Source organism: Poriferisphaera sp. WC338 (assembly GCF_050931845.1).
Taxonomy (GTDB): Bacteria; Planctomycetota; Phycisphaerae; order Phycisphaerales; family Phycisphaeraceae; genus Poriferisphaera.
Genome location: NZ_CP194516.1, coordinates 1,819,477 through 1,846,428, shown reverse-complemented (window position 1 = coordinate 1,846,428; position 26,952 = coordinate 1,819,477). Strand labels below are relative to the sequence as shown.

Annotated in this window: 20 protein-coding genes and 2 tRNA genes; 12 read left to right on the top strand and 10 right to left on the bottom strand. The window is 50.6% G+C overall.

Features of this window, described 5'->3' with window-relative positions; translation table 11 throughout:
* Window positions 1-74: 74 nt before the first annotated feature.
* From cobA to ACQ6WK_RS07545, 6 genes are all read left to right on the top strand, one after another.
* Window positions 75-1,622, top strand: coding sequence for a uroporphyrinogen-III C-methyltransferase (gene cobA, locus ACQ6WK_RS07570; protein WP_432800135.1), 1,548 nt, complete (start codon window positions 75-77; stop codon window positions 1,620-1,622).
* A gap of 6 nt (window positions 1,623-1,628) precedes the next feature.
* Complete coding sequence (locus ACQ6WK_RS07565) at window positions 1,629-2,180, top strand: isochorismatase family protein (protein ID WP_432800134.1); 552 nt, start codon at window positions 1,629-1,631, stop codon at window positions 2,178-2,180.
* Between the two features lie 175 nt (window positions 2,181-2,355).
* The gene (locus ACQ6WK_RS07560; RefSeq protein ID WP_432800133.1) at window positions 2,356-2,538 is read left to right on the top strand and encodes a histone H1; all 183 of its coding nucleotides are present in this window, start codon (window positions 2,356-2,358) and stop codon (window positions 2,536-2,538) included.
* Window positions 2,539-2,660: 122 nt separating this feature from the next.
* Entirely contained in the window at window positions 2,661-3,134 is a 474-nt protein-coding gene (locus tag ACQ6WK_RS07555) for a 3-hydroxyacyl-ACP dehydratase FabZ family protein (RefSeq protein WP_432800132.1), read from the top strand.
* A 263-nt stretch (window positions 3,135-3,397) separates the two neighbouring features.
* Window positions 3,398-3,471, top strand: a tRNA-Asp gene (locus tag ACQ6WK_RS07550).
* A gap of 172 nt (window positions 3,472-3,643) precedes the next feature.
* The gene (locus tag ACQ6WK_RS07545) at window positions 3,644-3,928 is read left to right on the top strand and encodes a hypothetical protein (protein ID WP_432800131.1); all 285 of its coding nucleotides are present in this window, start codon (window positions 3,644-3,646) and stop codon (window positions 3,926-3,928) included.
* A gap of 44 nt (window positions 3,929-3,972) precedes the next feature.
* Here the strand turns inward: ACQ6WK_RS07545 and ACQ6WK_RS07540 are convergent.
* Window positions 3,973-4,046: transfer RNA gene (locus ACQ6WK_RS07540), tRNA-Arg, on the bottom strand.
* A gap of 53 nt (window positions 4,047-4,099) precedes the next feature.
* Window positions 4,100-5,218, bottom strand: coding sequence for a 23S rRNA (adenine(2503)-C(2))-methyltransferase RlmN (gene rlmN, locus ACQ6WK_RS07535; protein ID WP_432800130.1), 1,119 nt, complete (start codon window positions 5,216-5,218; stop codon window positions 4,100-4,102).
* A 176-nt stretch (window positions 5,219-5,394) separates the two neighbouring features.
* Between rlmN and ACQ6WK_RS07530 the strand changes: the two genes are divergently transcribed.
* The 4 genes from ACQ6WK_RS07530 to ACQ6WK_RS07515 are packed head-to-tail and all read left to right on the top strand — an operon-like array spanning window position 5,395 to window position 12,880.
* Entirely contained in the window at window positions 5,395-6,726 is a 1,332-nt protein-coding gene (locus tag ACQ6WK_RS07530; RefSeq protein ID WP_432800129.1) for an efflux RND transporter periplasmic adaptor subunit, read from the top strand.
* 10 nt (window positions 6,727-6,736) lie between these two features.
* On the top strand, window positions 6,737-10,051 hold the full coding sequence (locus ACQ6WK_RS07525; RefSeq protein ID WP_432800128.1) for an efflux RND transporter permease subunit: 3,315 nt from the start codon (window positions 6,737-6,739) through the stop codon (window positions 10,049-10,051).
* 17 nt (window positions 10,052-10,068) lie between these two features.
* Entirely contained in the window at window positions 10,069-11,721 is a 1,653-nt protein-coding gene (locus ACQ6WK_RS07520) for a hypothetical protein (RefSeq protein ID WP_432800127.1), read from the top strand.
* 40 nt (window positions 11,722-11,761) lie between these two features.
* Entirely contained in the window at window positions 11,762-12,880 is a 1,119-nt protein-coding gene (locus ACQ6WK_RS07515) for a type II asparaginase (protein WP_432800126.1), read from the top strand.
* A 7-nt stretch (window positions 12,881-12,887) separates the two neighbouring features.
* Here the strand turns inward: ACQ6WK_RS07515 and polA are convergent, their stop codons facing one another.
* The 8 genes from polA to cdaA form a co-directional block, all read right to left on the bottom strand.
* Window positions 12,888-15,764, bottom strand: coding sequence for a DNA polymerase I (gene polA / locus ACQ6WK_RS07510; RefSeq protein WP_432800125.1), 2,877 nt, complete (start codon window positions 15,762-15,764; stop codon window positions 12,888-12,890).
* Window positions 15,765-15,873: 109 nt separating this feature from the next.
* On the bottom strand, window positions 15,874-18,987 hold the full coding sequence (locus ACQ6WK_RS07505) for a phosphoribosylformylglycinamidine synthase subunit PurS (RefSeq protein ID WP_432800124.1): 3,114 nt from the start codon (window positions 18,985-18,987) through the stop codon (window positions 15,874-15,876).
* Window positions 18,988-19,069: 82 nt separating this feature from the next.
* The gene (locus ACQ6WK_RS07500) at window positions 19,070-19,906 is read right to left on the bottom strand and encodes a hypothetical protein (protein ID WP_432800123.1); all 837 of its coding nucleotides are present in this window, start codon (window positions 19,904-19,906) and stop codon (window positions 19,070-19,072) included.
* Between the two features lie 12 nt (window positions 19,907-19,918).
* Entirely contained in the window at window positions 19,919-20,554 is a 636-nt protein-coding gene (locus ACQ6WK_RS07495) for an HAD family hydrolase (protein WP_432800122.1), read from the bottom strand.
* A 51-nt stretch (window positions 20,555-20,605) separates the two neighbouring features.
* Window positions 20,606-21,226, bottom strand: a complete 621-nt coding sequence (locus ACQ6WK_RS07490) for a hypothetical protein (RefSeq protein ID WP_432800121.1) — start codon at window positions 21,224-21,226, stop codon at window positions 20,606-20,608.
* A 105-nt stretch (window positions 21,227-21,331) separates the two neighbouring features.
* The gene (locus ACQ6WK_RS07485; protein WP_432800385.1) at window positions 21,332-22,594 is read right to left on the bottom strand and encodes a glutamate-5-semialdehyde dehydrogenase; all 1,263 of its coding nucleotides are present in this window, start codon (window positions 22,592-22,594) and stop codon (window positions 21,332-21,334) included.
* A gap of 97 nt (window positions 22,595-22,691) precedes the next feature.
* Window positions 22,692-23,726, bottom strand: coding sequence for a hypothetical protein (locus ACQ6WK_RS07480; protein ID WP_432800120.1), 1,035 nt, complete (start codon window positions 23,724-23,726; stop codon window positions 22,692-22,694).
* A gap of 24 nt (window positions 23,727-23,750) precedes the next feature.
* Window positions 23,751-24,665 (bottom strand): diadenylate cyclase CdaA, encoded by a 915-nt coding sequence (gene cdaA, locus ACQ6WK_RS07475; protein ID WP_432800119.1) that lies wholly within the window; start codon window positions 24,663-24,665, stop codon window positions 23,751-23,753.
* 320 nt (window positions 24,666-24,985) lie between these two features.
* Between cdaA and ACQ6WK_RS07470 the strand changes: the two genes are divergently transcribed.
* Together ACQ6WK_RS07470 and ACQ6WK_RS07465 are read left to right on the top strand one after the other, a co-directional pair.
* The gene (locus ACQ6WK_RS07470; RefSeq protein ID WP_432800118.1) at window positions 24,986-25,912 is read left to right on the top strand and encodes an AAA family ATPase; all 927 of its coding nucleotides are present in this window, start codon (window positions 24,986-24,988) and stop codon (window positions 25,910-25,912) included.
* Between the two features lie 166 nt (window positions 25,913-26,078).
* Entirely contained in the window at window positions 26,079-26,795 is a 717-nt protein-coding gene (locus ACQ6WK_RS07465) for an ABC transporter ATP-binding protein (RefSeq protein ID WP_432800117.1), read from the top strand.
* Window positions 26,796-26,952: the final 157 nt, after the last annotated feature.

Below are 26,952 nucleotides of genomic sequence, written 5' to 3'. Positions count from 1 at the left end.
GTCCATGCCGCTGGGGGCGATATAACTGGCATCGACCTGATAACCGGCAAGGTTTATGACGTGTGATAAAAAATATGAGTAAAAAAATTTGCAAAGTCTTTTTAATAGGTGCTGGGCCGGGCGACCCAGACTTAATCACCGTAAAAGCGATGCAACTTCTTAAAAAAGCAGAAGTTGTGATTTTTGATGCATTAGCAAATCCTCGGCTGCTAACCAAGATTCGATCCGATGTAGAGCGGATTGATGCCAGCAAGCGCGGGGGAAATCATCGCCTCACTCAGGATCAAATCAATGACTTACTTGTGGAAAAAGCTCAATCGGGCAGGGTAGTGGTGCGACTCAAAGGCGGCGACCCTTACTTGTTTGGTAGAGGGGCCGAAGAAGCGATTTACCTCGCCAAGCACGGCATCGATTGTGAAATTGTCCCCGGCGTGACCTCTGGAATCGCTGCTCCTGGTGCTGGCGGCATCCCTGTCACCTATCGCAAAATTGCCAGCACGGTCACCTTCATCACCGGCCACGAAGACCCCACCAAAGATGAAACCGCCATCGACTACCAATCCCTCGCGGGCATGATCAAAGTTGGCGGAACTGCATGCTTCTACATGGGCGTTGGCCGATTGCAATTGATTTGCGACACGCTGACCAAACATGGGTTGAGTGAAGAGACGCCTATTGCTTTGGTTCAATGGGGCACACTCCCCAAGCAACGCATGGTCCGCGGCAACCTCCAAACCATCTGCGATGAAGTCCAACGTACCGGTATCGGCTCGCCGTCCATGATCGTCATCGGGCAAGTCGCTGGTATTGATGAAGCAGGCCTAAACGGCTTTATGGACCGCCCACTCTTCGGACAAAAAATTATCGTCACCCGCACTCGCCAGCAAGCATCGTCGCTACGTGACAAACTCGAAGCGCTCGGTGCTGATGTGATCGAAGCGCCAACGATTGAGGTCGTGCCGCCACTTGATTGGGGCGAAGTAGATGAAGCAGTGCGAAAGATTGGACAATACGACTGGCTGGTACTTACCAGCGTAAACGGCGTGAATGCTTTGCGTGAGCGATTGCATGCCAATCAACTTGATGCTCGCCAATTCTCCGGCGTAAAGATTGCCGCCATTGGTGATGCGACTGCCAAGGCATTGGAAGAACAACTTTGCTTGCGCGCAGACCTTGTGCCAACTCGGTACGTGGCCGAATCATTGGCAGGCGAAATGATCACGAAGCACGGTGTTAAAGGCGAAAAAGTGCTGCTTTTAAGGGCTGATATCGCCAGGCCTGCATTACCGGAATTACTTGATGAGGCTGGGGCAAAGGTTACAGAGATCGTAGCGTATGAAACCAAATTAACTGAAGCATTGCCTACTGATGTGGTTCAAGCCATCGTTGATGGCGATGCTGATTGGATCACTTTTACCAGCGCCTCAACCGCGCGTAACATGTGCACCTTACTCGGTGACAATTGGTCACAATTGATATCGCAAACTGCCATTGCATCCATCGGGCCAATTACCACTGCGGTCCTTCGTGATGAACTAAGCACGCCGCCAACCATCGAAGCAGAGGTTTCAAACATACAAGGACTCGTTGATGCACTGGTCGAAGCCGCGCAAAACAGGTAGCCATTCATGAAGCACATCACCTCATTTCACCGTGATGACGCGGTACTACTCGTGATTGATTTTCAGGAGCGGCTCATGCCTGTGCTACATGACCATAAACAGGTGTTAAGTCGAGCAGAGGTTATGCTTCAATGCGCTACGGCCATGAACGTTCCCATGTTGGTAACAGAGCAATATCCCAAAGGGCTTGGGCGTACCGTTAAGCAAATCATGTCGCTTGCGGGTGACGCACCGATATTTGAGAAATCGCGATTTTCTGGGATCACGTCTGAGGTTGAAGCGGCGTTAAACCGCGTTGGCCGGAAGCAGGTGCTGGTGATGGGGACCGAGGCTCACGTGTGTGTGATGCAGAGCGTGCTTGATCTCCTACGGCGTGATTATGAGGTGGGATTGTTGATCGATGCGGTGGCGAGCCGAAGTGTATTGGACCGTGATACAGCAATCAGGCGAATGCTGGACAGCGGGGCACTGGGTATGACGGTGGAATCTGCGGTTTTTGAGATGGTGGAGGATGCTGCAGATCCAGTGTTCAAAAATGTCAGGGGTTTCATTAAGTAATTGACAAGACATGGGTTTGCGTGCGACAATTTGCCCTTCAGAGGCCAGCAAAGGACTTGCTGGTATGATTCGGGGCATGACGTGAGGCAGTTGCCGAAAGCGAAATTGCTCTGTACGCTACTTTTCCATCCTGCCAGACGGGCAAGATGATGTTAGACGCTAACAGGAGATAAGCATGCTAGAGACATATGAACAGTTGAAGAATCTTGTTGCATCCGTCGAAGACGATATCCGCAAAGCTGCAGGCGGCAATAAGGCTGCTGGCACGCGCGTTCGTAAGCAGATGCAGGAAGTTAAGAACGTAGCACAGGAACTCCGTAAAGAGATTCTTGAACACCGTGAGAGCGAAGAAGGCTAAACCCCCTCTTAGCAATATCTAGTTTGTCATCGAGCCATCTGCGAGTACTTAGAATTGCAGCTGATGTGTTCGACTTTTTTTGAGATGAATTGCTCACACTATAACGGACTATCATTGCGCTTATGGCACCTCAGCTTTTATACGACATCAGTGATATTGATCTAAGCCAGGTTGTGAGAGACGTCGATTTCATCGAAAACGTCAATCCTCACCGTGGGCACATGCGGTTACTTGATGCGATCGTGTACGAGAACTTTGACGAAGGCAAAGTTGTTGCTCGCAAGGACGTTCGTGATGATGAATTTTGGGTTGAAGGGCATATCCCCGGCAGACCGATTTTCCCCGGTGTGCTTATGATAGAAGCAGCTGCACAGCTTTCCAGTTATACGTGTCTGTCCAAAATGCCTGGCCAACACTTCATGGGCTTTGCAGGTGTCGACGGTGTCAAATTCCGTGGGCAGGTTGCACCTGGTGACACGATCTATTTGCTGGTGAAGGAAACCGATTTTCGCCGCAAGCGTTGTGTATGCCAAGTGCAAGGGCTTGTGAATGGCAAGCTTGTCTTCGAGGCAACCATTACTGGTATGCCGATGTAAATCGGCCCCACACGGCAGGAATTACAGTAAGCAAATTGAACGATCTAGGCAGCGCTAAGACGCTGCTTTTTTGTGATCCTCCAAGGAGCCGTATTGTGTATGAATTCATTGGCTTCGCTGACCTAAGGGCCTACAGGGATTGTGGATAAGTGCGGCAGCACGCAGGCATTGCGCCGGGGCTGGTTGACATTGTGTCAGAAGTGGGTAAATTACCTCTCTCGCTGAAAGACAGTCCATGCGGCAGTCGAAGCGATTGGCAACCTGGGAGCGTAGCTCAATTGGTTAGAGCACTGGACTGTCGATCCAGAGGTTGCGGGTTCGACCCCCGTCGCTCTCGTTTAACGAGAATGACCCTGCGAAATGCAGGGTTTTTTTATGCGCCGACCAGCCAATTCATGGAAATTGCAACTGCCATCTTGCGGCCACATCACACATGATGCAGAATTGTCATATCAGCCCTTTATGCCAAGCTATTGCATCACACATCACGTACTTCTTGGAGAAACCCCATGTCACAAGTTCAACAACCACAAGTACACATCCACAAACATGAAACCAATTCACTTGGCACGGCAGGGCTGATCGTTTCCATTGTTGGCCTAGTTTTCGGTGGCATACTCTGCCCGATCGGCTTCTTGATGAGTTTAATCGCGGTGTTCAAAAAGCCACGCGGTATGGCGATCGGCGGATTGGTCATTGGCGGACTCGGTAGTTTGATCGTGCTCTTCGTGCTACTGCTTTTTGGTGCCGCGATTGCAGCCGCCATTGTTGGGGCACAAGCTTCTCTTTTCTAATTGTTAGTTGCTCGGTTGCTCTCACGATCACGGAAGAAATGAAATACACCCGACAGGATTCGAACCTGTGACCTGCTGATTAGAAGTCAGCTGCTCTATCCAACTGAGCTACGGGTGCTCTGGGCCTCAATCATATCGACCGGGCTGGATGCTTCAAGCAAAGAAAGTTTATCAGGATTTGGCATGTTCGTGGCGTAGCTGCCCACATGCGGCGGCAATATCTCTGCCGCGCGAGGCTCGAATATGTGTGTTGATACCTGTCGCTGCGAGGATCTGCTGAAAATCAAGCACATCTTGATCCATTGGGCGGGTGTACGGCATCCCCTTGACTTCGTTGTAGCGAATGAGATTGATATTACACCGAATCTGCTTTGCCAATTTTGCAAGCTCACGGGCATGTTCTGGTTGATCGTTCACACCTCCAAGCAAAATGTATTCGAGCGTGATTTCACGTCCACTTACTTCAAAATATTCATGGGCTGCATCAAGCAATTGTGCGATCGTCACATACTCCGCCCAAGGAATCAATTCACGACGAATTTCATCATTCGGTGCATGCAGACTAATCGCCAATGTGACCGGCAATTCAAGTTTTGCAAGGCGTTTGATCTGAGCGGGCAATCCCACCGTACTCACAGTGATTTTACGGGCCCCGACACCCATGCCCCACGGCGCGTTGATGATCTTAATCGCTTTCAGGACCGCGTTGAAATTCGCCAGCGGCTCGCCCATCCCCATGAAAACGATATTCGAAATACGCTCAACTTCCGGCAATCGTGATAGTTGCCAAACCTGCTGAACAATCTGGCCTGCTGTTAAGTTGCCATCCAAGCCACTAATCCCCGATGCGCAAAATTTACAACCTACTGGACATCCCATTTGGCTGGAGATGCACGCTGTTTTGCGCACTGTGCCGGATTGGTTTTGTGAAGGAATCATTACGCACTCGGTTTGTGATTCCGGCGATTCTTGTCCTAGCACTTGTAGTGGGTTTGTGTCCGTTGTGTTTTCATCTGCATGACTTTCGAGTGACCAATCGATGAGCAGTTTTTGTGTGCCATCGGTAGCAAGTTGATGACGGATTATTTTGCCGTGTTCGAAACTGAAATGTTCCGAAATCAGGGCTCGATCCTTTTGTGACAGATTGGTCATCGTTGCCGGATCAGAGACGAATTTCGTATATACCCATTCGAGGATTTGTTTCGCGCGAAAACCGGCTAAACCAAGGGCTTTGCAGGTTTCAATCAGCTCCGTCTGCGTGTAATCGAAGATGTGTTGCTTCTCAGTCATGGAAAGCGACATTGTAACGTAGAGAATAACAAACGCCTAAGCCTCCGATGTGCCGACATTAGAGTACATCTAGCTGCGGATCGACTATAATTGTCCGCATCGTGGAGATAGCCGATGGATTTTATCGGCTCACGTAACGGTCTTCGGCCTGCAACACTAAGAAACGCGGAAACAATATGAAATCAAACCTTCTGGTTTTTTTGATTTTCGGAGCTATCCTCGGCCTGATTGTGCTGGTGGGTGTCTATCGGGCTAGTGAAGTTCCGGATCTGACCGAAGAAAAAAACATCCCGGCCAAAACAGTCTATACACATAAATTGGTCAAAGAAAAACAAACCATTCAGGAAGCCTTCTATGGCTTGATTGAGCCGACATCACGTGTCGATATGGCGTTTCAGATCTCTGGCCGCGTCACGCAACTGGGCAGTAAGAAAAACACACAGCTTGATGAAGGTCAGCGAGTAAAGAAAGATCAGGTCATCGCCAAACTTGAGCATGATCGTTATGAAGCACAATTAACATCGGCGCTCGCTTCAAAGGAACAAGCATCTGCATCAAAAGCTGCTGCAGAAGCACAGATCGCTGATGCAATTGCAAGATTGGATGATGCGAAACTAGAACGTGGTCGAGTCGCATCTCTTTATGGTAAGAATGCAGCAACCAAACGTGAACTTGAGCGATCTGATCTTGCGGTCAAGCTTGCCAAGGCTGCGGTCGAAACCGCCAATGCAGGTAAACTCCAGGCCATCGCTGAGTTCGATGCTGCGGAAGCGGCACGGCTTGTTGCTGCGGTCAATCTCAAAGATACAACTTTACTTTCACCAATCGACGGCACTGTCGCATATGTGCCTTCTGAACTCGGACAGATGGTTACACCCGCGGACAATGTTGTTACGATTGTTGACATTAACAAAGTTAATCTTGTTGTAGGTGTCGTTGAACGGAAGCTCGGCTTGCTCCATCTCAATCAGGAAGTTGAAGTGGTTGTTGAAGCACTGCGTAGTTCACCCATTAATAGAAACGAAGAATCGGCCACTCAGCAAACCGTTTCCCGTAAAGGCATCATCAAAGTGATTCCCCCTATCGCAGATGATAAAACAGGTTTATTTAATGTTGAAATTGAAATCGACAATGCGGACCGCACTTTGCGTCCCGGTATGATCGGTAAAGCAGAGATTAACGTGAGAGAAATCGAAGCTTATGCGATCCCAGTAACCGCCGCGAAGAAGCGGGGTAACCGCGTGACTGTGTTCATGGCTCAGCCACAACAAAATGGCGAACAGGTATTAGCCAAGCAAGTTGATTTCGAGCCACTTTACATCAACCGTGATGCTTACCTTACGACTGTTCTCCCCGGGAACAGTGATGAATGTGTCGTCCAAGGCATGCTCAGTTTGGTCGATGGTCAACCTATCAAGGTTGTTGATAATCCCGGATCGGGTAACGATCATATTAAACCTTCGATTATGATCACCGCAAAAGAAAATGCGCCTGCCGCCACGCAATAATGAGGTTTCCATGTCGATAAGCGACTACGCGATTGAAAAACCGAGGCTCGTTATTCTTGCAGGCATTTTATTGTGTCTGTTAGGTTTTGCGGCGGCCATGTCACTCCCGAAAGAGCGTACCCCACGCGCTAAACTTCCGGTGATTATTGTCGCGATCCCAAATCCCGGCTCATCGCCTGCCACAAACGAAGCGCAAATCATTCGAAAAATTGAAGAGGAAGTTGGAACACTCACTGGGCTTCGTGATGAGGGGGCTGTCCTTTCCCAATCCGTGAACGGCGCAGGGCTCATCCAATTCATCTTCGATGATGGCGTGGAAGTCAAAGAGGCGAAACGTGATGTTGAAAGCCTCATCAATCGTATCAAAGGTGAGTTTCCCGAAGATGCGCAAACCGATCCCGGACCAATTGTCACTGATATTGCCTTTGAAGATTTCCCTGTTATCCAGGTTGTGATTGCGGGTGGAGACGATTCAAAGCAGCGCAGGCGTATTGCTGAACGCATCAAACGACAAATTGAAGGCGTTCAAGGTATTTCTGCTGTCGATATTTTTGGTGGTCTCGAAGATGAAGTCACCATTGATATTGATCCGGATCAAATGACGCTCTATGGCTTCACTTATGGCCAAGTCGCAGCTGCGATCAGCAATGCCAATATGGACTCTCCTACTGGCGAGATCAGTGCCAAGACCGGTGTGGAAGCACGAGTCCGAGCCAAAACGAAGTTGGCCGATTTACACGCGATCGAAATGATTCCTGTTGGCATGGAAGACAACAAGCCCGTCATGCTGCGTGACATTGCTGAGGTCAAGATGGGACACAAAGACCCTGTTAGCCTTGCCCGTTATGACGGCGATGATGCGGTCGTACTGCTTGCCCGAGCAAAGACCGATGTGAACGTGCTTGGAGCTGCTGAAACCATTCAATCCATGGTCGATCAATTTATCGCAGATGGTAATGGTGAAAACACGATCATCGGCACCGTCCGATCGCAAGCCCGTGAGATCCGCTACATGATCTCCCAACTCGGCATGTCAGCTGTTTATGGCACCATGCTCGTCATCATCATTCTCTGGGTCGCGCTTGGTTGGCGTAATGCTTTTCTCATTGGCATTGCCGTTCCTTTTGCGATTCTCACCTCCGGCGCACTGATGTGGCTTGCCAAACGTACCTTCATGCCCGACATCGCCATTAACAATATGACGCTTTTTGCGCTCATTCTTATCATCGGTATGGTGGTTGATGGCTGTATCATTGTCGGTGAAAACATTTTCCGCCACCGTGAACTTGGCGAAGCACCAGTTGATGCTGCGAAACGTGGCATTCATGAGGTCGGCCCTTCACTTATAGGCGCTTACCTCACAACTTTTGCTGCTTTTGGCCCGATGTTTCTCATCCGCGGTGTGATGGGCGACTTCATGAGCCTGCTTCCCACTGTTGTGATGTTTGCGCTGCTGGCAGCTATGTTGGTCGACCACTTCCTTCTGCCGGTTATGAGCATGTATGTCATGAAGGTGCCGCGCAACAAGATCATTAATATTGATCGTGATAAGTTAGCTCAACTCACACCTGATGAAATCGAAATTCAAAACGCTGATGCCAGCGCGACCTCAAGCTCGGTTCGCCGAGTCTATGGGCGCATGATTCAGTATGCCCTACACCATCGGCTTCAAGTGCTCGCGCTTTCGGTTGTTGTTTCACTCACTCCTGTATTCTTATTCGTCATGGGCGCGATCCGTTTTGAGTTTTTTCCAAAAGCAGATACGCCCATTTTGCAGGTTTACTTTGAGATGCCACTTGGATCATCCATGGAGATGAAAACCGTTGCTGCCGCAGCGGAAATTGAAAAATCAGTGCTGCGTGCTGTCCGTGAAGAAGAATGGTATCAACCGCCCGGGTCGACCTACCGCGTCCGTCCAGTTACCACCATCGGTGAACCTGGTGCGCTCAACACCAATCTCGACAATGGGCAGGGGGCTGGTCCTGAGTTTGGCCTTGTTTATATCGAACTTGAACTTGCTGAAAATCGTGATCGTACTGCAGAAGAAATCCGCAAGGCTGTCGTTGCCGAGCTCCCTGATATTCCCGGCCTCAAGGTCCATGCACGTGTTCAAGAAGAAGGGCCGCCAACCGGCGCACCTGTGCTGATCCGCATCATGGGGCAATCAGATACCTCTTTCGATCGGCTAGCTGAAAAAGCAAACGAGATCGAACAGTTTCTCACTAAAATGCCCGGCACATATGATGTCGAAAGTGATTACCGTCTCCGGCCAGAGATCGTCATTTCACCCAATCGAGCGACAGCTAGCCTTTACGATGTAACCACGCAACAAATTGCGAGCAGCATCAACTTCGCTCTCGAGGGAGTCCGTGTTAGCGATGTTGATTTTGGCGGTGATGAAGAAATTGATATTCGTATTCGTAATACAAAATCCAAACGGGATGATTTCTACGACATGCGGAATCTCCCGCTGCGCACGGAAAATGGCAGTATTGTTTCGCTTTCACAGGTTGCGGATGTTCAGCGACAACATAACGCCAATGTTATCCGCCACTATGATCAAAAGCGTGTCATCAATGTTCGTGCTCAACTTGAAGACGGCGTCATTCCTGATGATATTAAATCAATGCTCGTCTCTGAACTCAGGCCTGATCTTTCGTCAACCCAACAACATCGTCTCGTGATTGATCGCAAAAATAAAGTTATTCAATCGGACGACGAAGTGATTGTTGAATTTGGAGGCGAAAACTCTGTACGTGATGATGCCGTTGAAGATTTGAATACAGCATTCATCGTTGCAGCCTGCTCGATGATGATCATTCTTACCGTGAAGTTCAATAGTTTTCTTCAGCCGCTAATCATCCTCTTCAGTGTCCCTCTCAGTCTCGTTGGTGTTTCCATTGGTCTCATGCTCTGCGGATTCTATTTCTCCGTCTCAGCTATGATCGGTGTCGTTGCGCTTTCCGGTATTGTCGTCAATGACGCGATCGTCCTCGTCGATTTTATCAATCATCTTAAGAAAGCGGGATTGTCCACTGAGAAAGCATGTATCAGGGCAGGGCAACTCCGCCTTCGGCCCATCTTCCTTACCACTGTTACCACGATCGGTGGACTCATTCCTCTCGCACTCAATATCAGCGGTGGCGGCGAATTTTGGCAACCCCTTACGATCTCTATCATGTTCGGTCTCGGCTTCGCCACGCTTCTCCAACTGTTCATCATCCCTCTCTCGTATTACACTTTTATCAGAGAAGAAAAGAATAGTCTGCTTGACCCAACCACACATAGTAGATTATCGCAATCTGTAAGTGCTGAACCATCCTGATCGTAGGCAGAATGCTCATGCTAAAACTCGCAACACTGATTGAAAATCCTGGTGAGCCGCTTATTGATTCACGCTATCACGATCCAAGCCATCTCAAACAGCTCGGTTTCAACGGTGTTGTTCTTTATCCTACCACCGCACTCTCCGGCTTGAACCAGCTCGAAGATATCAAATCTGACGAAATGAAACGCTGGATCAAAAACCACACACAGTGTGTCGAACAGGAAATCGAGAAAGCACGCGCTGCCGAGCTAGCTGTCTACCTTTTCTATGACATGCTCGTACTTCCTGCTGACATTGTTGATCTCAGTCCGGCCTCGATCAACTGTAAAAACCGCACTGACACGATTTGTCCTGCTAGCAGCAAAGCCTACGACCTTTGCATGCAAGCTCTAGAAACACACCTTCAAAATTGGCGGCATGTTGATGGTATCGTCCTTCGCTTTGGCGATACCGATGCGCCCCGTCTTCCCTACCTCCTTGGTAACGACATTTACAGTCCTTACTGTCCACGTTGCAGCAATCTTTCCAAACTGGACCGCATCACCGAGGCCATCAATCGCGCCTATGACATCATCGTGAATCACCATCAAAAGAAACTCATTGTTCGTGCTTGGAATGTACGTCCGAATGGTCTTCATGATTCGATTGAACTTGCACAAAAACTTGCCGCCAAACTCCCCGGCGACGAAAACGATGATCGCCTTATCCTCTCCTTCAAATTTACCCATACAGATTTCTGGCGATATCAAACTTGGAACAAATCTTCACTCCAATTCGGCAACCGTCCGATCCTGTATGAATTGCAATGCCAACGTGAGTTCGAGGGCAAAGGCAGTTTCTGCAATTGGCAATACCCGATTTGGCAAAACGGTATGCCTGAAACGGTTGAGCAAGAACAATCTGCAGGCATAAAAAATATTTCGAAACATACCAGTTTTTCAGGCATATTTGCATGGGTCCGCGGCGGAGGCTGGGGTGGTCCTTTTATCTCAAGTGAATCTTGGATTGATGCAAATGTTTATGCTGCAATACAACTTGCAGACAATCCAGAAACAGCACCTGAAGATGTGGCCAGCCATTGGGTTCGTGAACAACTCAATATTCAAGATGAATCTGTAGTACAAATCATTGTTAAAATTCTTTTAGACAGCGAGTCCATGGTGCGACAGGCATTCTACATTGAACCCTTTGCTCGCAAACGTATTGATGGTTGGTATCCAAATGCGGATTGGATTCAAGATGATGTTTTTGACGCCGACGCGCTTGCTCGGCTCCTAGAAAAACTTACAGCAAAAGAAGCGGCCAAAGCATTGGCTGAAAAACAAAATGTTCTCGACATGATCGGACGCGCTCGTACACAACTGCAACAAGCTCAAAACAAAGAGAATCGTTCGAAGATTGAGCCGCTTGTCACTTCACTCATCTACGCAGAATCGCTCATCGAAACCATCACACTTTTAATCGACGGCCTAATCAAACATAAACAGTTCCGCGAGACACGTGACGATTCCCTCGTTCAAGCCATTACACAACGAATCCTCAGCGCTCAATCCCATTGGAATCACCACACTCAGCGTATAGGCACCCTTCCCGGGGCGCCTACCCCATTCAGAGAAAAAGGCTTCTGGGAGTTGACTCAAAACATTCTAGCTAGCCTACAATCATAATATATTGATAAAACGAGATACTAAAGCAAAGGGGATTTTTATGCATCACGATTTGATCCGCCAGAGCCTGTTATCAGCACTTCTATTCTTTTCGTTCACTACACTTATCCACGCTGAGCCTGACGAGAAGAAAACGCCATCACCACCCCCCGTTCATACAACAAAAACCGAAAAACCGAATATCATTATCCTCGCTACCGGTGGTACCATCGCTGGTTCTGCTGACAGCGAAGTCGATCTGGTTTACAAACCCAGTACACTTGGTGTACAACAGCTTATTGACGCTGTGCCACAAGTCCAAGAACGTGCCAACGTTACTGGCGAGCAAGTCATGCAAATTGCCAGTCAAAATATTACTGACGATGATTGGATCGCGCTTGCTAACCGTACAAACGAACTGCTCAAACAAGATGATGTTGATGGCATCGTCATCACCCATGGCACCGATACCATGGAAGAAACAGCCTACTTCCTGAACCTTGTTTCTGAATCTGACAAGCCTATCGTCCTCACCGGCGCGCTACGGCCCGCAACTTCTCTCAGCGCCGACGGACCTATCAATCTCTATAACGCTGTTTCAGCTGCAGCCAATCCTACGCTTAACAATTTTGGCACCGTTATCGTCATGGACGATTATGTCCTCGGTGCACGTGATGTCCTTAAAATGGATATCCATCGCACCGATTCATTCAGAGCGCCCAACCAAGGCCCCATCGGGCACATTCTCTACGGCGAGTACAACCCTGTCATCACGCCCTTGAAACGTCACACAACCAACAGTGAGTTTCGTATTACTCCAGAGACGAAACTTCCTCGTGTCGCGATCATTCCTGCATACAGCAACATGTCCGGCGATCTCATCGATGCTGCAGTTAACCTCGGTTATAAGGGTATCGTCATCAACGGTGTCGGTGACGGCAATATGTCGAACGCTGGGCTTGATGCAGTTAAACGTGCTAGAGAGAAGGGCGTCATCGTCGTACGCGCGTCTCGTATTCCTGCTGGCTTAGTTACGCGCAACAATGAAATCAATGATGATGAATATGATCTTGTTGTTGCCGACAACCTTAGCGCTCAGAAAGCTCGTATTCTTCTGAAGCTTGCGCTGCTACAAACGCAGGACACCAAAGAACTACAACGCATCTTTCATGAATACTAAACCAAAATTACTTTGCTTCGTACCAACTCGCGCCAGAACCAACTTCAACTTCAAGTGGCACTGACATGCTCATGGCCCCCTCCATCTCTTCTTTGAGTATTGCGCCCATCGCTTCACACTGATCGAGCGGGCATTCGATGATCAATTCGTCATGAATTTGTAAAAGCAATCTCATCGGCAGCTTCTCTTTTTCGATTCGTTGATGCAGATTGACCATCGCAACCTTGATCAGGTCTGCTGCCGAACCTTGCACGACAGAATTGATCGCAAGCCGTTCTCCTAACGCACGGGTTTGGCCATTGCGCGAGGTAATTTGCGGGATCGATCGCCGTCTGCCGAGCATCGTTTTGACATACCCGTCACTGATCGCATCTTGCACACATTGCGACAAAAACGCTTCGATCCCTGGGAAACGTGCGTTGTAATCATCAATGAGTTGCTTTGCCTCTCCCTGACTTAGCGCCTCGATCCGCCGAGCCAAACCGTATGACGTGATGCCATAGATAATCCCAAAATTGATCGTCTTCGCCCGCCCGCGCTGTTCGCTAGTCACTTCATCTATCGGCACACCAAATACATTCGCCGCCACTGCTGCATGAATGTCTGCGCCACTACGAAAGGCACTGAGCAACGATTGGTCCTGACTCAGATGAGCCAGCACGCGCAACTCAATCTGCGAATAATCCGCGCTGACCAGAACATGATCTTTTTCTGCTACAAATGCTCGGCGGATCTCCCGCCCGACATCGGTTCGCACTGGAATATTCTGTAGGTTCGGATTGCTTGATGACAATCGTCCGGTTGCGGTTCCGGTTTGGTTGAATGAAGCATGAATCCTGCCGGTGTCTGGTTCGATGGCTTCCTTGAGATTGACCAAATACGTGTTCACGAGTTTATTGAGTTGGCGATACTCCACAATCAGCTTTGGAATCGCGCGTTTTTCTTCTGGCAAATCGTCAAGCTCGCACAATTTCTCCAACACCTCCGCGCTGGTTGAGGCACCGGTTTTCGTTTTACGAATCACAGGGAACTTGAGCTTCTCAAACAACACCTCGCCAAGCTGTTTGGGCGAATCCACATTAAACGGCAGACCACACTTCTCTATAATCTGATCTCGAAGTTCAACGACTCGCTTTTCCAGTCCCTCTCGCTGCTTATCCAGCTCCACCGGATCAACCTTAATCCCCGCATATTCCATCTCAGCGAGCACCTTGACCAGCGGCATTTCCACCGTTTCTGCCAACTTCGTTAGGCCTTGAGCCTCAAGTTTTTCTTTGAACAAATGGCATAACCGCAGGGTTAAATCCGCATCTTCCGCCGCATATTTAGTGATCTGTTCCAGCGGCACTTTTTCCATCGACGTCGGTTTGTCGCTCTTTCGCTTCTTCCCTTTGGATGCATCGACATCAATCAGCTCACTAATAGATGTCGCTTCGTGTTGTAAAAGCGCGTACGCCAAATGATCCATCGACAAGCCGGGCTGTTCGGTCAGCCATGCCGCAATCATTGAATCAAACATCGGCCCTTCCATTTTCACGCCCGCTTGCCGTAGCACCAGATAATCGTACTTCAGATTATGTCCAAGCTTTTCAATTCCCCGATCTTGAACAGGTTTCTTAATTTCTTTGAGTACTGTTGAGGTATCAAGATGTTCATCCTGCTGCGGGGATAGTGTCGGCACATAGACGCCTTCTTCTGCTTCGTATGACAGACAAATCCCGCAGATATCGGTTCGATGCCCGAGCCCAACCGTTTCCGTATCAATCGCAAATGATTTAGCCGTATCTAGTTTTTTTACATACCCATCAAGTTCCGCTTTGGTCTTGATAGCTTTGTAATCATAATCTTCCGTGGCTGAAAAACCTTTTTGACGCACAAAACTTTCACTCCCATCATTTTTGCCATCATTGCCCTGCGTAAACAGGTTTGGTGCAAACAAGCCATCCGCTGGTGGCTTTTCTTCTTTGACTTCTTTGGCTTCTTTCTCTTCCACTTTCCCGCCCAGCTTGGTGAGATCCGTGATATGTCTACGGAAACCCAAATCCTTAAAGATCGTTCGCAGTGTTTCAGTGTCTGCTAGCTGTACCGCTGCGTCATCAAAACAATAATCAAGATCGAGATCGCGTTTGAGTGTTACCAAATCACGATACACCGGCAGCATATCTTTTGCGGCTAAGATCTTTTCTTTTCGTTTGCCTTTGATCTCATCAATATGCGCAAGCAGGTTATCGACGGTGCCGTATTCTTGAATAAGTTTGATCCCTGTTTTCGCGCCGATCCCTTCAACACCGGGTATGTTGTCGACACTGTCTCCTGTAAGCGATTGTAGTTCTACTACTTCTTCCGGCTTAATCCCCTTTGACGCTTCCAAAGCCGCCAGATCAATGACTTCTTCCTTGAACAGATCCAGCATCGCCACCCGCGGGGTCAGAAGCTGCTCCAAATCTTTGTCCCGTGACAAGATCATCACCTGCACATCTTCTAACGCCGGATCACGCATGGTTTGATCTGCGATCGTCGCAATCACATCGTCCGCTTCATAACCGTCCACCCCAATGATCTTGATGCCGAACCGTTTGGTGATCTCAAAAATGCGTGGCAGCTGCTGAACGAAATCCTCCGGCGGCGACTCGCGATTCGCCTTGTAATCTTCATAAAGATCGTGCCGAAAGGTTTTGCCTGGCATGTCAATCGCCATCACCACATGCTCAGGCTGGTGCTGCTCAAAAAACTTGTACAACATGCTGGTGAACGCAAAGCTTGCGCCCGTGGGCTCGCCTGTTACTGGGCTGGTCATGTTGCTCTGGATCGCATAGTACGCGCGAAAAATCTGAGCGTGACCATCAATCAAATATAATGTCCGTTTGGTTTTCTTCGTTGGCATATGCGGATTATACCGCCGCATACCACATCCCGATATCTCACTACCGTGATCGGTGCCATAAAAAAACCGCTGATTTTCAGCGGTTTTTTATCATACATGTCAATGGCGATTACCAGTCCAATGGTGCTTGCCAGCTTTCAAGCAATGCTTCAAGCGAAACATCAAGTACACGCCCAGTCGTGTCGCACTTGAGTGTCAAACGGTCATGATCGGCAAAGCTCCCAACCTGACCCACCGCAATACCGGCTTCTTGCAGCTTCACCAACACGTTGTTTAGATCCTCCGGCGAAACCTCCAGCAGGTATCGGCTTACTGATTCGCTAAAGCATGCAGCTACCTGATCGATCTCACCTGATTTCGGCAAGCCCTGCAAATCAAGATCCAAACCGACCCGACCCGCAAAAGCCATCTCTGCTGCTGCAACCAGCAAGCCTCCATCGCTGCAATCATGCGCCGACTTCACCAGCCCGCCTGCAATCAATCCTGCCACCGCGTTGGCTGTTGCTGGACCTTGCTTCAGATCAACATGCGGGATGTGCAATTGCCGCGAATCATCATCGAATAGATCGCAATAATGTGACCCGCCCATCGCTGCATCAGTCTCGCCAACCATCAGTAGCAAGTTACCGCTTGCTTTCGCATCCATCGTCACACACTGCCGTACATCTTCCACAATCCCCATCGCACTCACCAAGAGCGTCTGCGGGATCGTGTATTTCGTGCCATCATCCGTGGTGAACTGATTGTTCAGCGAATCCTTGCCCGAGACAAACGGTGTCTTATATGCCATCGCGCCGTCGTAACACGCCTCCGCCGCACGCACCAGTGATCCCATCAAATACGGATCATCACAGCCGGGCCAGCAGAAGTTATCCAGAATCGCAATCCGCGCAGGATTCGCACCCACGCACACCGCGTTGCGGACCGCTTCATCTATCGAGGCGAGCGTAGCCCAGTATGAATCGCCATCGGAAGCGATGCCTGCAGCGGTGGATTTCTCCGACAGGTTCGGCGCGACCCCACACGACAGCGATACGCCTTTCATACTGTTATGCTTCGGCCGCACCACGGATGCGTCGCCCGGTCCGTCCTGCATCGGTCCAACGAGCGGCTTGATTGCCGACCCGCCTTGCACTTCATGATCATACTGCCGCACGATCCAGTGCTTGGATGCAACATTCGGGTGCGCCAAAACTTTTTTCAGCGCTGTTTCGATGTCCATCGGTTTGCTTTCACGATCGGTATCGCGGGATGCATAGCCGCCCGCTGTTTTTGAATCCCATTTCGCTTCACGCAGCGGCGTTGGGATTCCTTCGTGCATCAAGTGCATCGAGAGGCGGCCCACTTCCGTCCCACGGTAATTTAGTACCAGCATCGGCTTTTCGTTTTCATAGCAGCCAAATTCCCCCAAGTCGCAGAAATCGACATCCTCCGCCTCGCACATACTTTGTAGTTCATCCACACGATCAGCCGGCACCGCAAGTACCATCCGTTCCTGCGCCTCACTGATCCAAATTTCCGTATAGCTCAAACCACGATACTTCAGCGGCGCGTGATCAAGCTGCACGTTGGCGCCGACTTTTTCGCCCATCTCGCCGACGGCACTGCTGAACCCACCCGCACCGCAATCGGTGATCGCGCTGAATAACGGACCGCCCTCCACTTCACGCGCCTGCATGATCACGTCCAAAGTTTTCTTTTGTGTGATGGCGTTACCGATCTGCACTGCGTGTGAAAATTCATCGGCATGTGTGTCGGTCAATTCCGCACTGGAGAAAGTCGCGCCGTGAATGCCGTCGCGTCCAGTAGCACCGCCGAGTGCGATGATCCGGTCGCCGGGCTGTGCCGTGCCAAAACATTTATCCAGCGGGATGATGCCGATGCAGCCAGCAAAGACCAGCGGGTTGCCGATGAAATCTTCCTGGAAATGAACCAAACCATTGACGGTTGGAATGCCCATCCGGTTGCCATAGTCGCGCACGCCCGCCACGACCTGCTCCAAGGTGCGCTTCGGATGGATCACACCTTTCGGCAGCGTTTCAGTATTGGGATGCGCGACACAGAAGGAGTCGGTATTGGCGATGGGCTGCGCGGCCAGGCCAGTGCCCATGATGTCACGGATGCAGCCGCCGATGCCGGTGGCTGCGCCGCCGTAAGGTTCGATCGCAGAAGGGTGGTTGTGCGTTTCGACCTTGATGCACACGCCGTCTTCATCATCCAGCCGCACGATGCCAGCGTTATCTTCAAACACGCTGACGCACCAGCTCTTGTAGGGCTCTTCCTTCATCAGCGCAAAGGTCGCAGCGGCGACGGTGTACTTCAGCAGGTTTTCAACCGTGACCGAACCGTCTTCATTGAGCGTGTGGCCGGGGCGATCGCTAATCGCATCAGCGGCAAGTGACGGGATACTCACGCCGCCATCTTCTTCCAGCCGCACTGATGATTTCAGCGTTTTGTGTACACAGTGCTCGGACCACGTCTGGGCCAGTGTTTCAAGCTCAATGTCCGTCGGTACGCGGCCTGCATCCTGATAATACTGCTGGATGCACTTCATCTCGTCCAGGCTCAAAAACAAATGTCCCTCACGAGACAGCTTCATCAGCCCGGCATCGTCTAACTCACGGATAGGCACATGCCCGAGATTCAATTCATATCGGTGTCCATGCACAAAAGCATTTGGGAGATAATGATCTTCATGAATATCCTGCACGACGGGGTTGGCCAAGTGCCGTTCGGCAAACGCATGAAGTTCTGTTCGGCTGGCCTTTTCTGAACCTGCAGCAAATTCAAAATCAAACCGCCGCCCGGTGAGAACATCCACAGCCTCAAGATCGATCTCCGGCAACATCTCTTTGATGGCTGACCGTGTTGATTGTGCGACCGGGTCCATTACTCCCGGCTTGTAATGCACTTCCAACACCGCCGATTGCTCATCGGCTGGCGTAATCCCGATCTCATAGCGCTGGTTCACCGAATCGCTGAGCAACTCCGCGGCAACCTGCTCCGCCTGTGCACCGGTCATCGGCGACTCAATCAAAAACAACTCGGTCGTATGCACTGCCGCCACGCCCCCAAACGCAGCCTGAGCGTCTGCAAGAATACGCGCGCCGTGCGGATCAATCTCGCCCGGCTTGGGCCGAATCTCAAATCGATACACTCGAAGCTCACCAGTCTTTGAAATTTCGGTCTGCACCTCAGCGGTCATCATGACTCCCTGATCCATCTGGATCCATCATCGTTTATTATCACATCAAGCACATATTCATATATGCCATTTGTTTTTTGTGCTTCGCGCAACACGCTTATCACCCCACCTTATCCAATCGTGTCACCGTGGCCTCAAGCAATCCTACCCGCCCCGGAAACTCAAACCACCGCACGATTCCGAGATCCACCTTCACCCCTTTAATCTCAGGCCGCCGTGAAAACCGCAGCACCGTGTCATACACAGGCAGATAAATATAGCCGTTTTCGTCCGTCTTTTCAGCCGGATACAACAATCGCACCCCCTGATCCACCACGCGGTTGCTCACCTGAGCGCAAACGATCTCTATTGGCTCAATCGTCTCACCCGCTACAGGTCGCCCTGATGCATCCACAAACCGTAGCACAATTGCCGCAGGCGCCTTTTCAAAAGCACGTTTTCGCAGACGATCGCCCAGTTCATCATCGTTTCCCACAAGCTGCACCAAATGGCTTTGTACATAATCGGTGTAAAAAAGTCGCTGTTCAGGCTCTTTCTCAATGCCATTCATTGCCGTGGAATATGCAGCCTCATCTTGCCGACTCACAAAAAAATCCATCACCGCTTGCGATGAATTTTTGATCTCAGCCAGATCATCCGCGTTGATGCTGAAATCTAGATTCCGCCGTACGCGACCCTCAAACGGTGGCTTGTGCCCCGGTTTGTATTCGATCTTCGTCTGCTTCACCGGTAGAGCAGGCCAGCTCCGCCGCGAGCCCCAAGCAAACCCCACTTCCTCTGTCTTCTCCGCACTCACACCCACAAGCCCCCCCGCATACCACAGCGCTACTCCAACCCCCATAAACGGCACCACCACGCACACGAGCAACGTCAGCAAGAAAACTTTCTTCCCGCTCACCAACCCTCGCACTTCCTGTTGGCTATTCTCATCGCCCAAACCAAACAACTCCTATGTGCCAAGCACGCCAGCTTCTTCCAAGTACGCCCGCATCATTCTCGCTGGCTCGGTTTGATCCGTCACGTGTCTTGCGGCCCAACCACACTTTGCTGCTGCAGCAATGTTCACTGCCGAATCATCAAAAAACATGATTGACTCACCCGCCAAACCTGTCACTTCTTCCACATGACGATAGATGCTTTCGTTCGGCTTTCGATCCCCAATCAACTGACTCGCAAACCGGTAGTCCAATTCCCCCAAGGGCAAGGCGTTCACACCATTTCCCCCCGTCATGATCCGCCAATGATTCTCGTTTGTGTTTGACAGGCACGCGGTCTTCACACCTGCCGCCTTCACCGCATTGATCAAATCACATATCCCATCATACATGCCATCCAAGTACGCATCGCTTGCTGCCTGCAAATCGTGCCGAGACATATCAAACAGCCAACCGACTTCGTCTAGAAACACATCCTGCCCCATCACCCCGATCTCGTTCTGCACCACCGCATCGCGCATGTGTAATAGCGCATCAGCATCATCAATCTTTGTGGGTACGTCCACACCCGCCTTTTCGCACGCATGCCGCCACCCACGGCACAACCGCACCATCACTCCGCCCAAATCAAAGCACACCAATTTGATCATCATCGTATCCCGTCACGTTGCATCGCTTCGCCAATCGCATATCTGCGCTGTTTAGCTCTGCTTGCCTTCAATTGCTGCCAGTAGAATTGCGGCTGCCATGCCTAAACGCCGGTCTAAGCGGAACGCGCCGTCACCACTGAAATCGACATCCAGTTTGTACACAAACGGATTGAAATTTTGCTGCATCGTCGTCAGCGTTTGCTCGTCCATTTCTACATGGTATTTCTGAGGCATCAACAATGCCGCAAAATCAACGAATCGCCGAAGCACCGCCTTCAAAGTCGAATCCTCAACGATCTTTCCGATCTCTTGATCGTTTGCACCCAGAATCAGCCACTCATCTTTCAGAATCGATTTCATCGCTTTTCGTCGCAGCGCCCCAACCTTCACGCCACTTCCCGAATCAATCACGTCATAGGTCGCACCAAAATCCAGCACGCTCCGGGCGGAAATGCAAAGCAGCTCCTTGGTCATGTCCTCCCCGGTGTATAACCGAATATCTTCCTTCAGCTTAAAAGCCTTCATCTTGGAGTACATCACTACCTCGCCTGCGGTGTTGTACACATGAAACGCGCCGCCCATCAGCTTCAAAACCTTGCGGCGTACCAGATAGTGCTCATCCGCAAAATAGGTTGCATAATCCTGTAGTTCAGATTCACTGATGTCCGACATGTCTCATCCCTTCTGTATTCCGGTTATTCGGTTGAGCAAAAAATGTGTTACATCATCAAGCCTATGACTGGCAGTCATGGGGAGGGCAGGGAGGTGATGGCAAAATCAGCCGCGACACTGCCCGTTCCCCGTCGCAATCCATTTGTAGGTCGTCAGGTCAGCTGCTCCCATCGGTCCGCGCGAATGCAATTTGTCCGTACTGATCCCGATCTCTGCGCCAAGACCATACTCGCCGCCGTCACTGAACCTTGTTGAACAGTTCACAAATGCATTGGCTGTATCAGTCAGCTTCGTAAATCGTTCTGCAGCATCAATGCTTGTGGTCACGATCGCGTCGGTGTGTTTTGAGCCATACGCATTGATGTGATCTACCGCCTCATCAAGACTGTCAACGACCTTCATCGCTACGATCATGTCCAAGTATTCTTCGCCCCAATCTTCTTCAGTGGCGGGCTTGGCTGTATCACAAATACCACGAACACGATCATCACCGCGGATTTCAACGCCCTTCTCAACCAGCGCATCGCAGATTCGTTTTGCAATACCATTCTCGATCAAATCCTTGTGCAACAGAATCGTCTCGGTCGCATTGCAGACACCCGTTCGCTGCGTTTTCGCATTAACACACAGATCCACCGCCATGTCCGCATCACACTGGCCATCAACATAGGTATGGCAATTCCCTGTGTAGTGCTTGATCACCGGGATATGCGCCTGCTCAACTACCGCCTTGATCAAGCTCTTGCCGCCACGTGGGATGCACAGATCAATCTTGCCTTCTTGCTTAAGCAGTTCACCTACTGCCGCACGGTCGGTGGTTTCAACCAACTGCACGGTGTCAGGATTCAAGCCTGCCGCTTTCAATCCCGCCTGAACGCAAGCTGCCAAGGCCATGTTCGAATGCACCGCCTCTTTGCCCCCACGCAATACTGTCGCGTTCCCGCTCTTCAAGCAAAGCGCAGCCGCATCGCTAGTCACGTTCGGCCGGCTCTCAAAGATAATCAGCACCACCCCGATCGCTACCCGTACCTTCTGTAGCTTGATCCCATTCGGCAAAACCTTGCCTTCAAGAATTGCTCCCAGAGGATCGTTCTGCGCCGCGATCTGGTCCACCGACGAAGCGATCTTTTCAATCGCTGCATCATCAATCTTCAAGCGATCTAACATGGCGGCAGTTAGTCCGTTTGCCTCGCCTGCCTCAAGGTCCCTCGCATTCGCGGCCTTGAGTGTATCTGCTGACCCACGGATCGCCTTGGCAATCTCACGAAGTGCTTCATCACGAACAGAACCCGGAACAGCCGACAGCGCCCGGCTAGCTGCCTGCGCACGTTCAGCTAATCCGTCACAATATGTTTTTATGTTTTCAATAGTGGTTGTCATAACGCACCTATTGTAGCAGGCCTTGCCACAATAAGCTCATCCACAACGGTCATGCCCGACCGCATAGCAAATCGCCAAAAAACCGCTAGAATCCGCCCCCGGCTGCCGTTTCGCTTGCCTCGTTTCTGGCCCGAACCTGCACCGTCAGATTTGGCAGCGTTGAAACCACCTGCACATCGTCCGGCTTCAAAATATCCACTGGCAATTGCATTTCTCCAGCACCCAACTCACTCAACGTCGGACGTACAACCGCCGTCAGCTTTATTTCGCCCTTGCGGATTTTCTCAATCGCATCTGCCGGTCCTTGAACCTCCACATCCGGAATGACCCATTTGTCCTCCGGCAATACAAACTCATACCGCTCCAACACAGACGCAGGCACCATAATATTAATCGGCACCGTCCGCACCACGTAAGATTCACGCTGGTTCTTTAAAATAAAATTAACCTGCACACTTCGCGGCTTCGGCTCGGCCCCTTCGTCCCTTAACCACTTGGGCAATTCCACCGCAACCTGCACACTCTCTGCCTCGTTTGCTTTCACATTCGCAAGATCACTCTCGTGCAAACTGACCGGTAATGCCAAATTGTTTAATTTCTCAACAAGCGACGCAGGCACTTGCACCTCCACCGTCTCTGGCACCACCTGTGCTTGCGCGATCTGCACATCCCCATTCCCTAGTTCCACCTTCAACGGCACTGACCGCGTTACCAGTTTCTCCACCGTCACCAGCGCACTCTCTGGCTTCACACTCTCTACGCTTATCCCAAGCTCACTAAAAATACTGTCACTTGCTAGGCGTGCTTTAAACGATACACCCACAACCGCACGGTCATCGCCGTTCAAGTTTTCAGCTACATCAATATCAATCGCATGACGCTGCTTCAGATACTCTTCCAAGCGATCATACTGATCTACCGAAGCGCGGTAATTAATCTTAACAGTATCCGTCTCCGGTTCCACGCGCAAATCTTCACGCCCAGGCGTCACAAATCTCACCGTAATCGCTTCGCTGGTGTAATCATCAACATTACGACCTTCCGCCCATAGCCATACCAGCACGGTAATCAAACTCACCGCGAAGATTGTTTTGATTTTGTCAAAAATCGAACTCTTCATCGTCAGCCGTGCCGTTCTTTCTGCCTATTCGGCTTCAGTCATTTTCTTACGCTTTTTCTTTTCACCACTCGCCGGTTCAGTCTGAATCAACGACTGCTCTTTCCCGCCGCTCAGTACCTCAACTTCTTCATCATCGATTGGCACCTTACCCAAGCCCTTGGTCAAAATCGGGCGCAATTCATCAATCGTGTACCCTCGCGTCAATTCGCCGCGTTCCGCCAAACCGATGATCCCCGTCTCCTCACTCACCACAATCACCAGCGCATCTGCTTCCTGCGACAAACCGATCGCCGCACGATGCCGTGACCCCAACTCCTGCGGAATCCGTTCACCTTCTGCCAGCGGAAACTGCACCCCCGCCGCAATCATGCGATCGCCGCGAATCACCACACCCATATCATGCAATGCGCTTCCTGGCCAGAAAATTGTCTGCAATAGTTCCCGGCTCACCTCTGCATCCAACGGCGTCCCCGCCTCGACAATCCCCCGCAGTCCCACCTGCCGCTCCACAGCAATCAACGCCCCGATCTTGTTCCGAGACATATATTGCACTGCACCCAGTACTTCCTCAATCACACGTGCTTTCCGCAAACCTGTTTGTCGGAAGAAATTGGCTTCACCCAAGCGCACCAGTGCCCGCCGCAGTTCCGGCTGAAACACGATCACCAACACCAGTGACGCGACTGTCAAAAAGTTGTTATACAGAAAATTCAGCCGTACAAACGACGAATCTCGTGACAGCATCTGAATCAAAAACGTGCCGGCAATCAGAATAATCGCCAACCCCTTGATCACGCGAGCACCGCGTGTTCCCTGCAAAAATCGCCAGACCACGTAAACCACCACCCAGATTACTGCCAATTCAATCAACACCGCTATTGGCTCGGTCCGCCAATAGTTTTCGACTCGGTTAAACAGTTGGTAAAAACGTTCTAGCACGTACGCGTCTCACATGGCCTAGATTGAAACACAATCATCACTCAATTGTGCCGCGAGAAAACACATCTCATCGGCAGTATTTCTGAGCACCCACCGCTTCATTGTATCGGCTCCACATACCCATAGGACCGCAAAAGACCTGTATTTATAAGTTTTAGCGTCTATTCTACACGCTAACGGCTCCTCGCCGCCCGATAATAGAAATTCGTGTCCGGTAACTTGCGTGTCCCTGCCTGCAAAGAGAATTATTGTGCTTTGCCTCGACCTGAGATAACCTGAACCCGTCACACATGACCTTTATACTTCAGGATCAATCTCGCATGCAGGCCATTGAAAGACTTCGCAACAACATCCGTAAATGCTACCTCGGCAATCAGCAAGCTGTCGACAAACTCATCGTCTGCATGCTCGCCCAAGGACACATGCTCATCGAGGATGTCCCCGGTGTTGGCAAAACCATGCTCGCCACCTCCCTCTCGCGATCCATCGATGGTTCCATGTCACGCATTCAGCTCACCCCCGACATGCTCCCCGCTGATGTTCTTGGTGTCACTGTATGGGATCAGCAAAAAGCAGAATTCACTTTCAAGCCCGGCCCGATCTTCTCCAACATCGTGCTCGCCGACGAAGTCAACCGCACCACACCTCGGACTCAATCTGCGCTCCTCGAAGCCATGAGTGAATCACAAGTCTCCATCGACGGCACCACCCGTAAGCTCATCGCTCCCTTCATTGTCATCGCCACGCAAAACCCTTTCGAATTTGAGGGGACCTACTTTCTCCCTGAATCGCAGCTCGACCGTTTCCTCATGCGCATCCATCTCGGCTACCCATCGCCCGAAGATGAAGCTCGTATTCTCACACTCGATCCTTCCCGTACACAACTTCACGAACTCAAACCCGTCATGACAACGCAGGAACTCGTCGATCTTCAGCAGCAGGCTCAAGACATCAAGATCGATCAAACTCTCGTTGAATACATTGTGCAAATCGCGAACGCCACTCGTGAGAACGAACAACTCCAGATCGGTGTTTCCCCCCGTGGCACACTCGCGCTTATACACGCGGCAAAGGCAACCGCTCTCCTCGGTGCTCGCGATTATGTCGTGCCGGATGACATCATTTCCAACGTCATTCCCGTCTTCGCCCACCGCATCATCCCCAAAAATTACATCCATGATGCTGGTGGCGTTACCTCGCAGCGTATCATGCAACAAGTCCTCGAAACGGTTCCATCACCCGTCTAATACGACACAAACGAATCCAATATCCACACCAAGCCCTGTGCGTTTTGCTTGTAGGGCTTCTTGATTCATTTCACATTCAATCCCCCATTCTCTTCTTCTCTCACCCGTCCGCCGTTATAATGTGCCCTCTCACACGCCTCCCCAAATCGCTACCGAAAGGCCAACCGTGCCCGAAGCCGTTGCCATCATCAAAGACGTCTACAAGATCTATCAAAAGAACAAAGCTGTTCCGCCCGTTCACGCGCTTGATGGGGTTTCCGTCGATATCCCTCGCGGGCAATATCTTGCCATCATGGGCCCCTCCGGCTCCGGTAAATCGACCCTCATGAACATCCTTGGCTGTCTCGACCGTCCTACCAAAGGCGACTACCTCATTGACAACACCAACGTTGCTATTATGGATGACGAAGAACTCTCACGCATCCGTGGCAAAAAGCTCGGCTTTGTCTTCCAGGCCTTCAATCTCATTCCTCAACTCACTGTTCTTGAAAACGTACAAGTTCCTCTCTTCTATCAAAGTATGCCTAAGCATCAACGTGAAGAAGCTGCCAAAGCTGCACTCGACAAAGTTGCCCTTTCCGATCGGCTCACCCACCGACCCGCTCAACTCTCCGGCGGACAGATGCAGCGTGTTGCTATTGCTCGCGCTTTAGTCAATGAACCATCAATTCTCCTCGCCGACGAACCCACCGGTAATCTCGATTCCAAAACCGGCACCGACATCCTTAATATGTTCGACGACCTTCACCGCGAAGGACTCACAATCATCATGGTTACACACGACGAAGGGGTCGCCGACCGATGCCAGCGCGTCGTCCGTCTCCGTGATGGCCTCGTCGACCGTGATGAAATGATGTCCAACACATCTTCTTCACTAGCCTAACCATTCATATTCATTTCCTAATTTGTATTCCCTGAAGGCAATTTTTGATGTGCCGTATCATTTAATCCCATATCCGCCAATCATCAAATCCATAGTCTCAACACTGCAACACCCCTCCGACTATCCTATTAACTGTACTCAAAGTGCAATGTCACTT

What these genes read in the sequence shown, in the direction of transcription:
- ACQ6WK_RS07470 (WP_432800118.1), top strand. Translation starts at nt 24,986, where the DNA reads ATGCAGGCCATTGAAAGACTTCGCAACAACATCCGTAAATGCTACCTC.
- cobA (WP_432800135.1), top strand. Translation starts at nt 75, where the DNA reads ATGAGTAAAAAAATTTGCAAAGTCTTTTTAATAGGTGCTGGGCCGGGC.
- ACQ6WK_RS07515 (WP_432800126.1), top strand. Translation starts at nt 11,762, where the DNA reads ATGCATCACGATTTGATCCGCCAGAGCCTGTTATCAGCACTTCTATTC.
- ACQ6WK_RS07480 (WP_432800120.1), bottom strand. Translation starts at nt 23,726, where the DNA reads ATGAAGAGTTCGATTTTTGACAAAATCAAAACAATCTTCGCGGTGAGT.
- ACQ6WK_RS07545 (WP_432800131.1), top strand. Translation starts at nt 3,644, where the DNA reads ATGTCACAAGTTCAACAACCACAAGTACACATCCACAAACATGAAACC.
- polA (WP_432800125.1), bottom strand. Translation starts at nt 15,764, where the DNA reads ATGCCAACGAAGAAAACCAAACGGACATTATATTTGATTGATGGTCAC.
- ACQ6WK_RS07565 (WP_432800134.1), top strand. Translation starts at nt 1,629, where the DNA reads ATGAAGCACATCACCTCATTTCACCGTGATGACGCGGTACTACTCGTG.
- ACQ6WK_RS07495 (WP_432800122.1), bottom strand. Translation starts at nt 20,554, where the DNA reads ATGATCAAATTGGTGTGCTTTGATTTGGGCGGAGTGATGGTGCGGTTG.
- rlmN (WP_432800130.1), bottom strand. Translation starts at nt 5,218, where the DNA reads ATGACTGAGAAGCAACACATCTTCGATTACACGCAGACGGAGCTGATT.
- ACQ6WK_RS07520 (WP_432800127.1), top strand. Translation starts at nt 10,069, where the DNA reads ATGCTAAAACTCGCAACACTGATTGAAAATCCTGGTGAGCCGCTTATT.
- ACQ6WK_RS07560 (WP_432800133.1), top strand. Translation starts at nt 2,356, where the DNA reads ATGCTAGAGACATATGAACAGTTGAAGAATCTTGTTGCATCCGTCGAA.
- ACQ6WK_RS07555 (WP_432800132.1), top strand. Translation starts at nt 2,661, where the DNA reads ATGGCACCTCAGCTTTTATACGACATCAGTGATATTGATCTAAGCCAG.
- ACQ6WK_RS07530 (WP_432800129.1), top strand. Translation starts at nt 5,395, where the DNA reads ATGAAATCAAACCTTCTGGTTTTTTTGATTTTCGGAGCTATCCTCGGC.
- ACQ6WK_RS07490 (WP_432800121.1), bottom strand. Translation starts at nt 21,226, where the DNA reads ATGTCGGACATCAGTGAATCTGAACTACAGGATTATGCAACCTATTTT.
- ACQ6WK_RS07525 (WP_432800128.1), top strand. Translation starts at nt 6,737, where the DNA reads ATGTCGATAAGCGACTACGCGATTGAAAAACCGAGGCTCGTTATTCTT.
- ACQ6WK_RS07505 (WP_432800124.1), bottom strand. Translation starts at nt 18,987, where the DNA reads ATGGATCAGGGAGTCATGATGACCGCTGAGGTGCAGACCGAAATTTCA.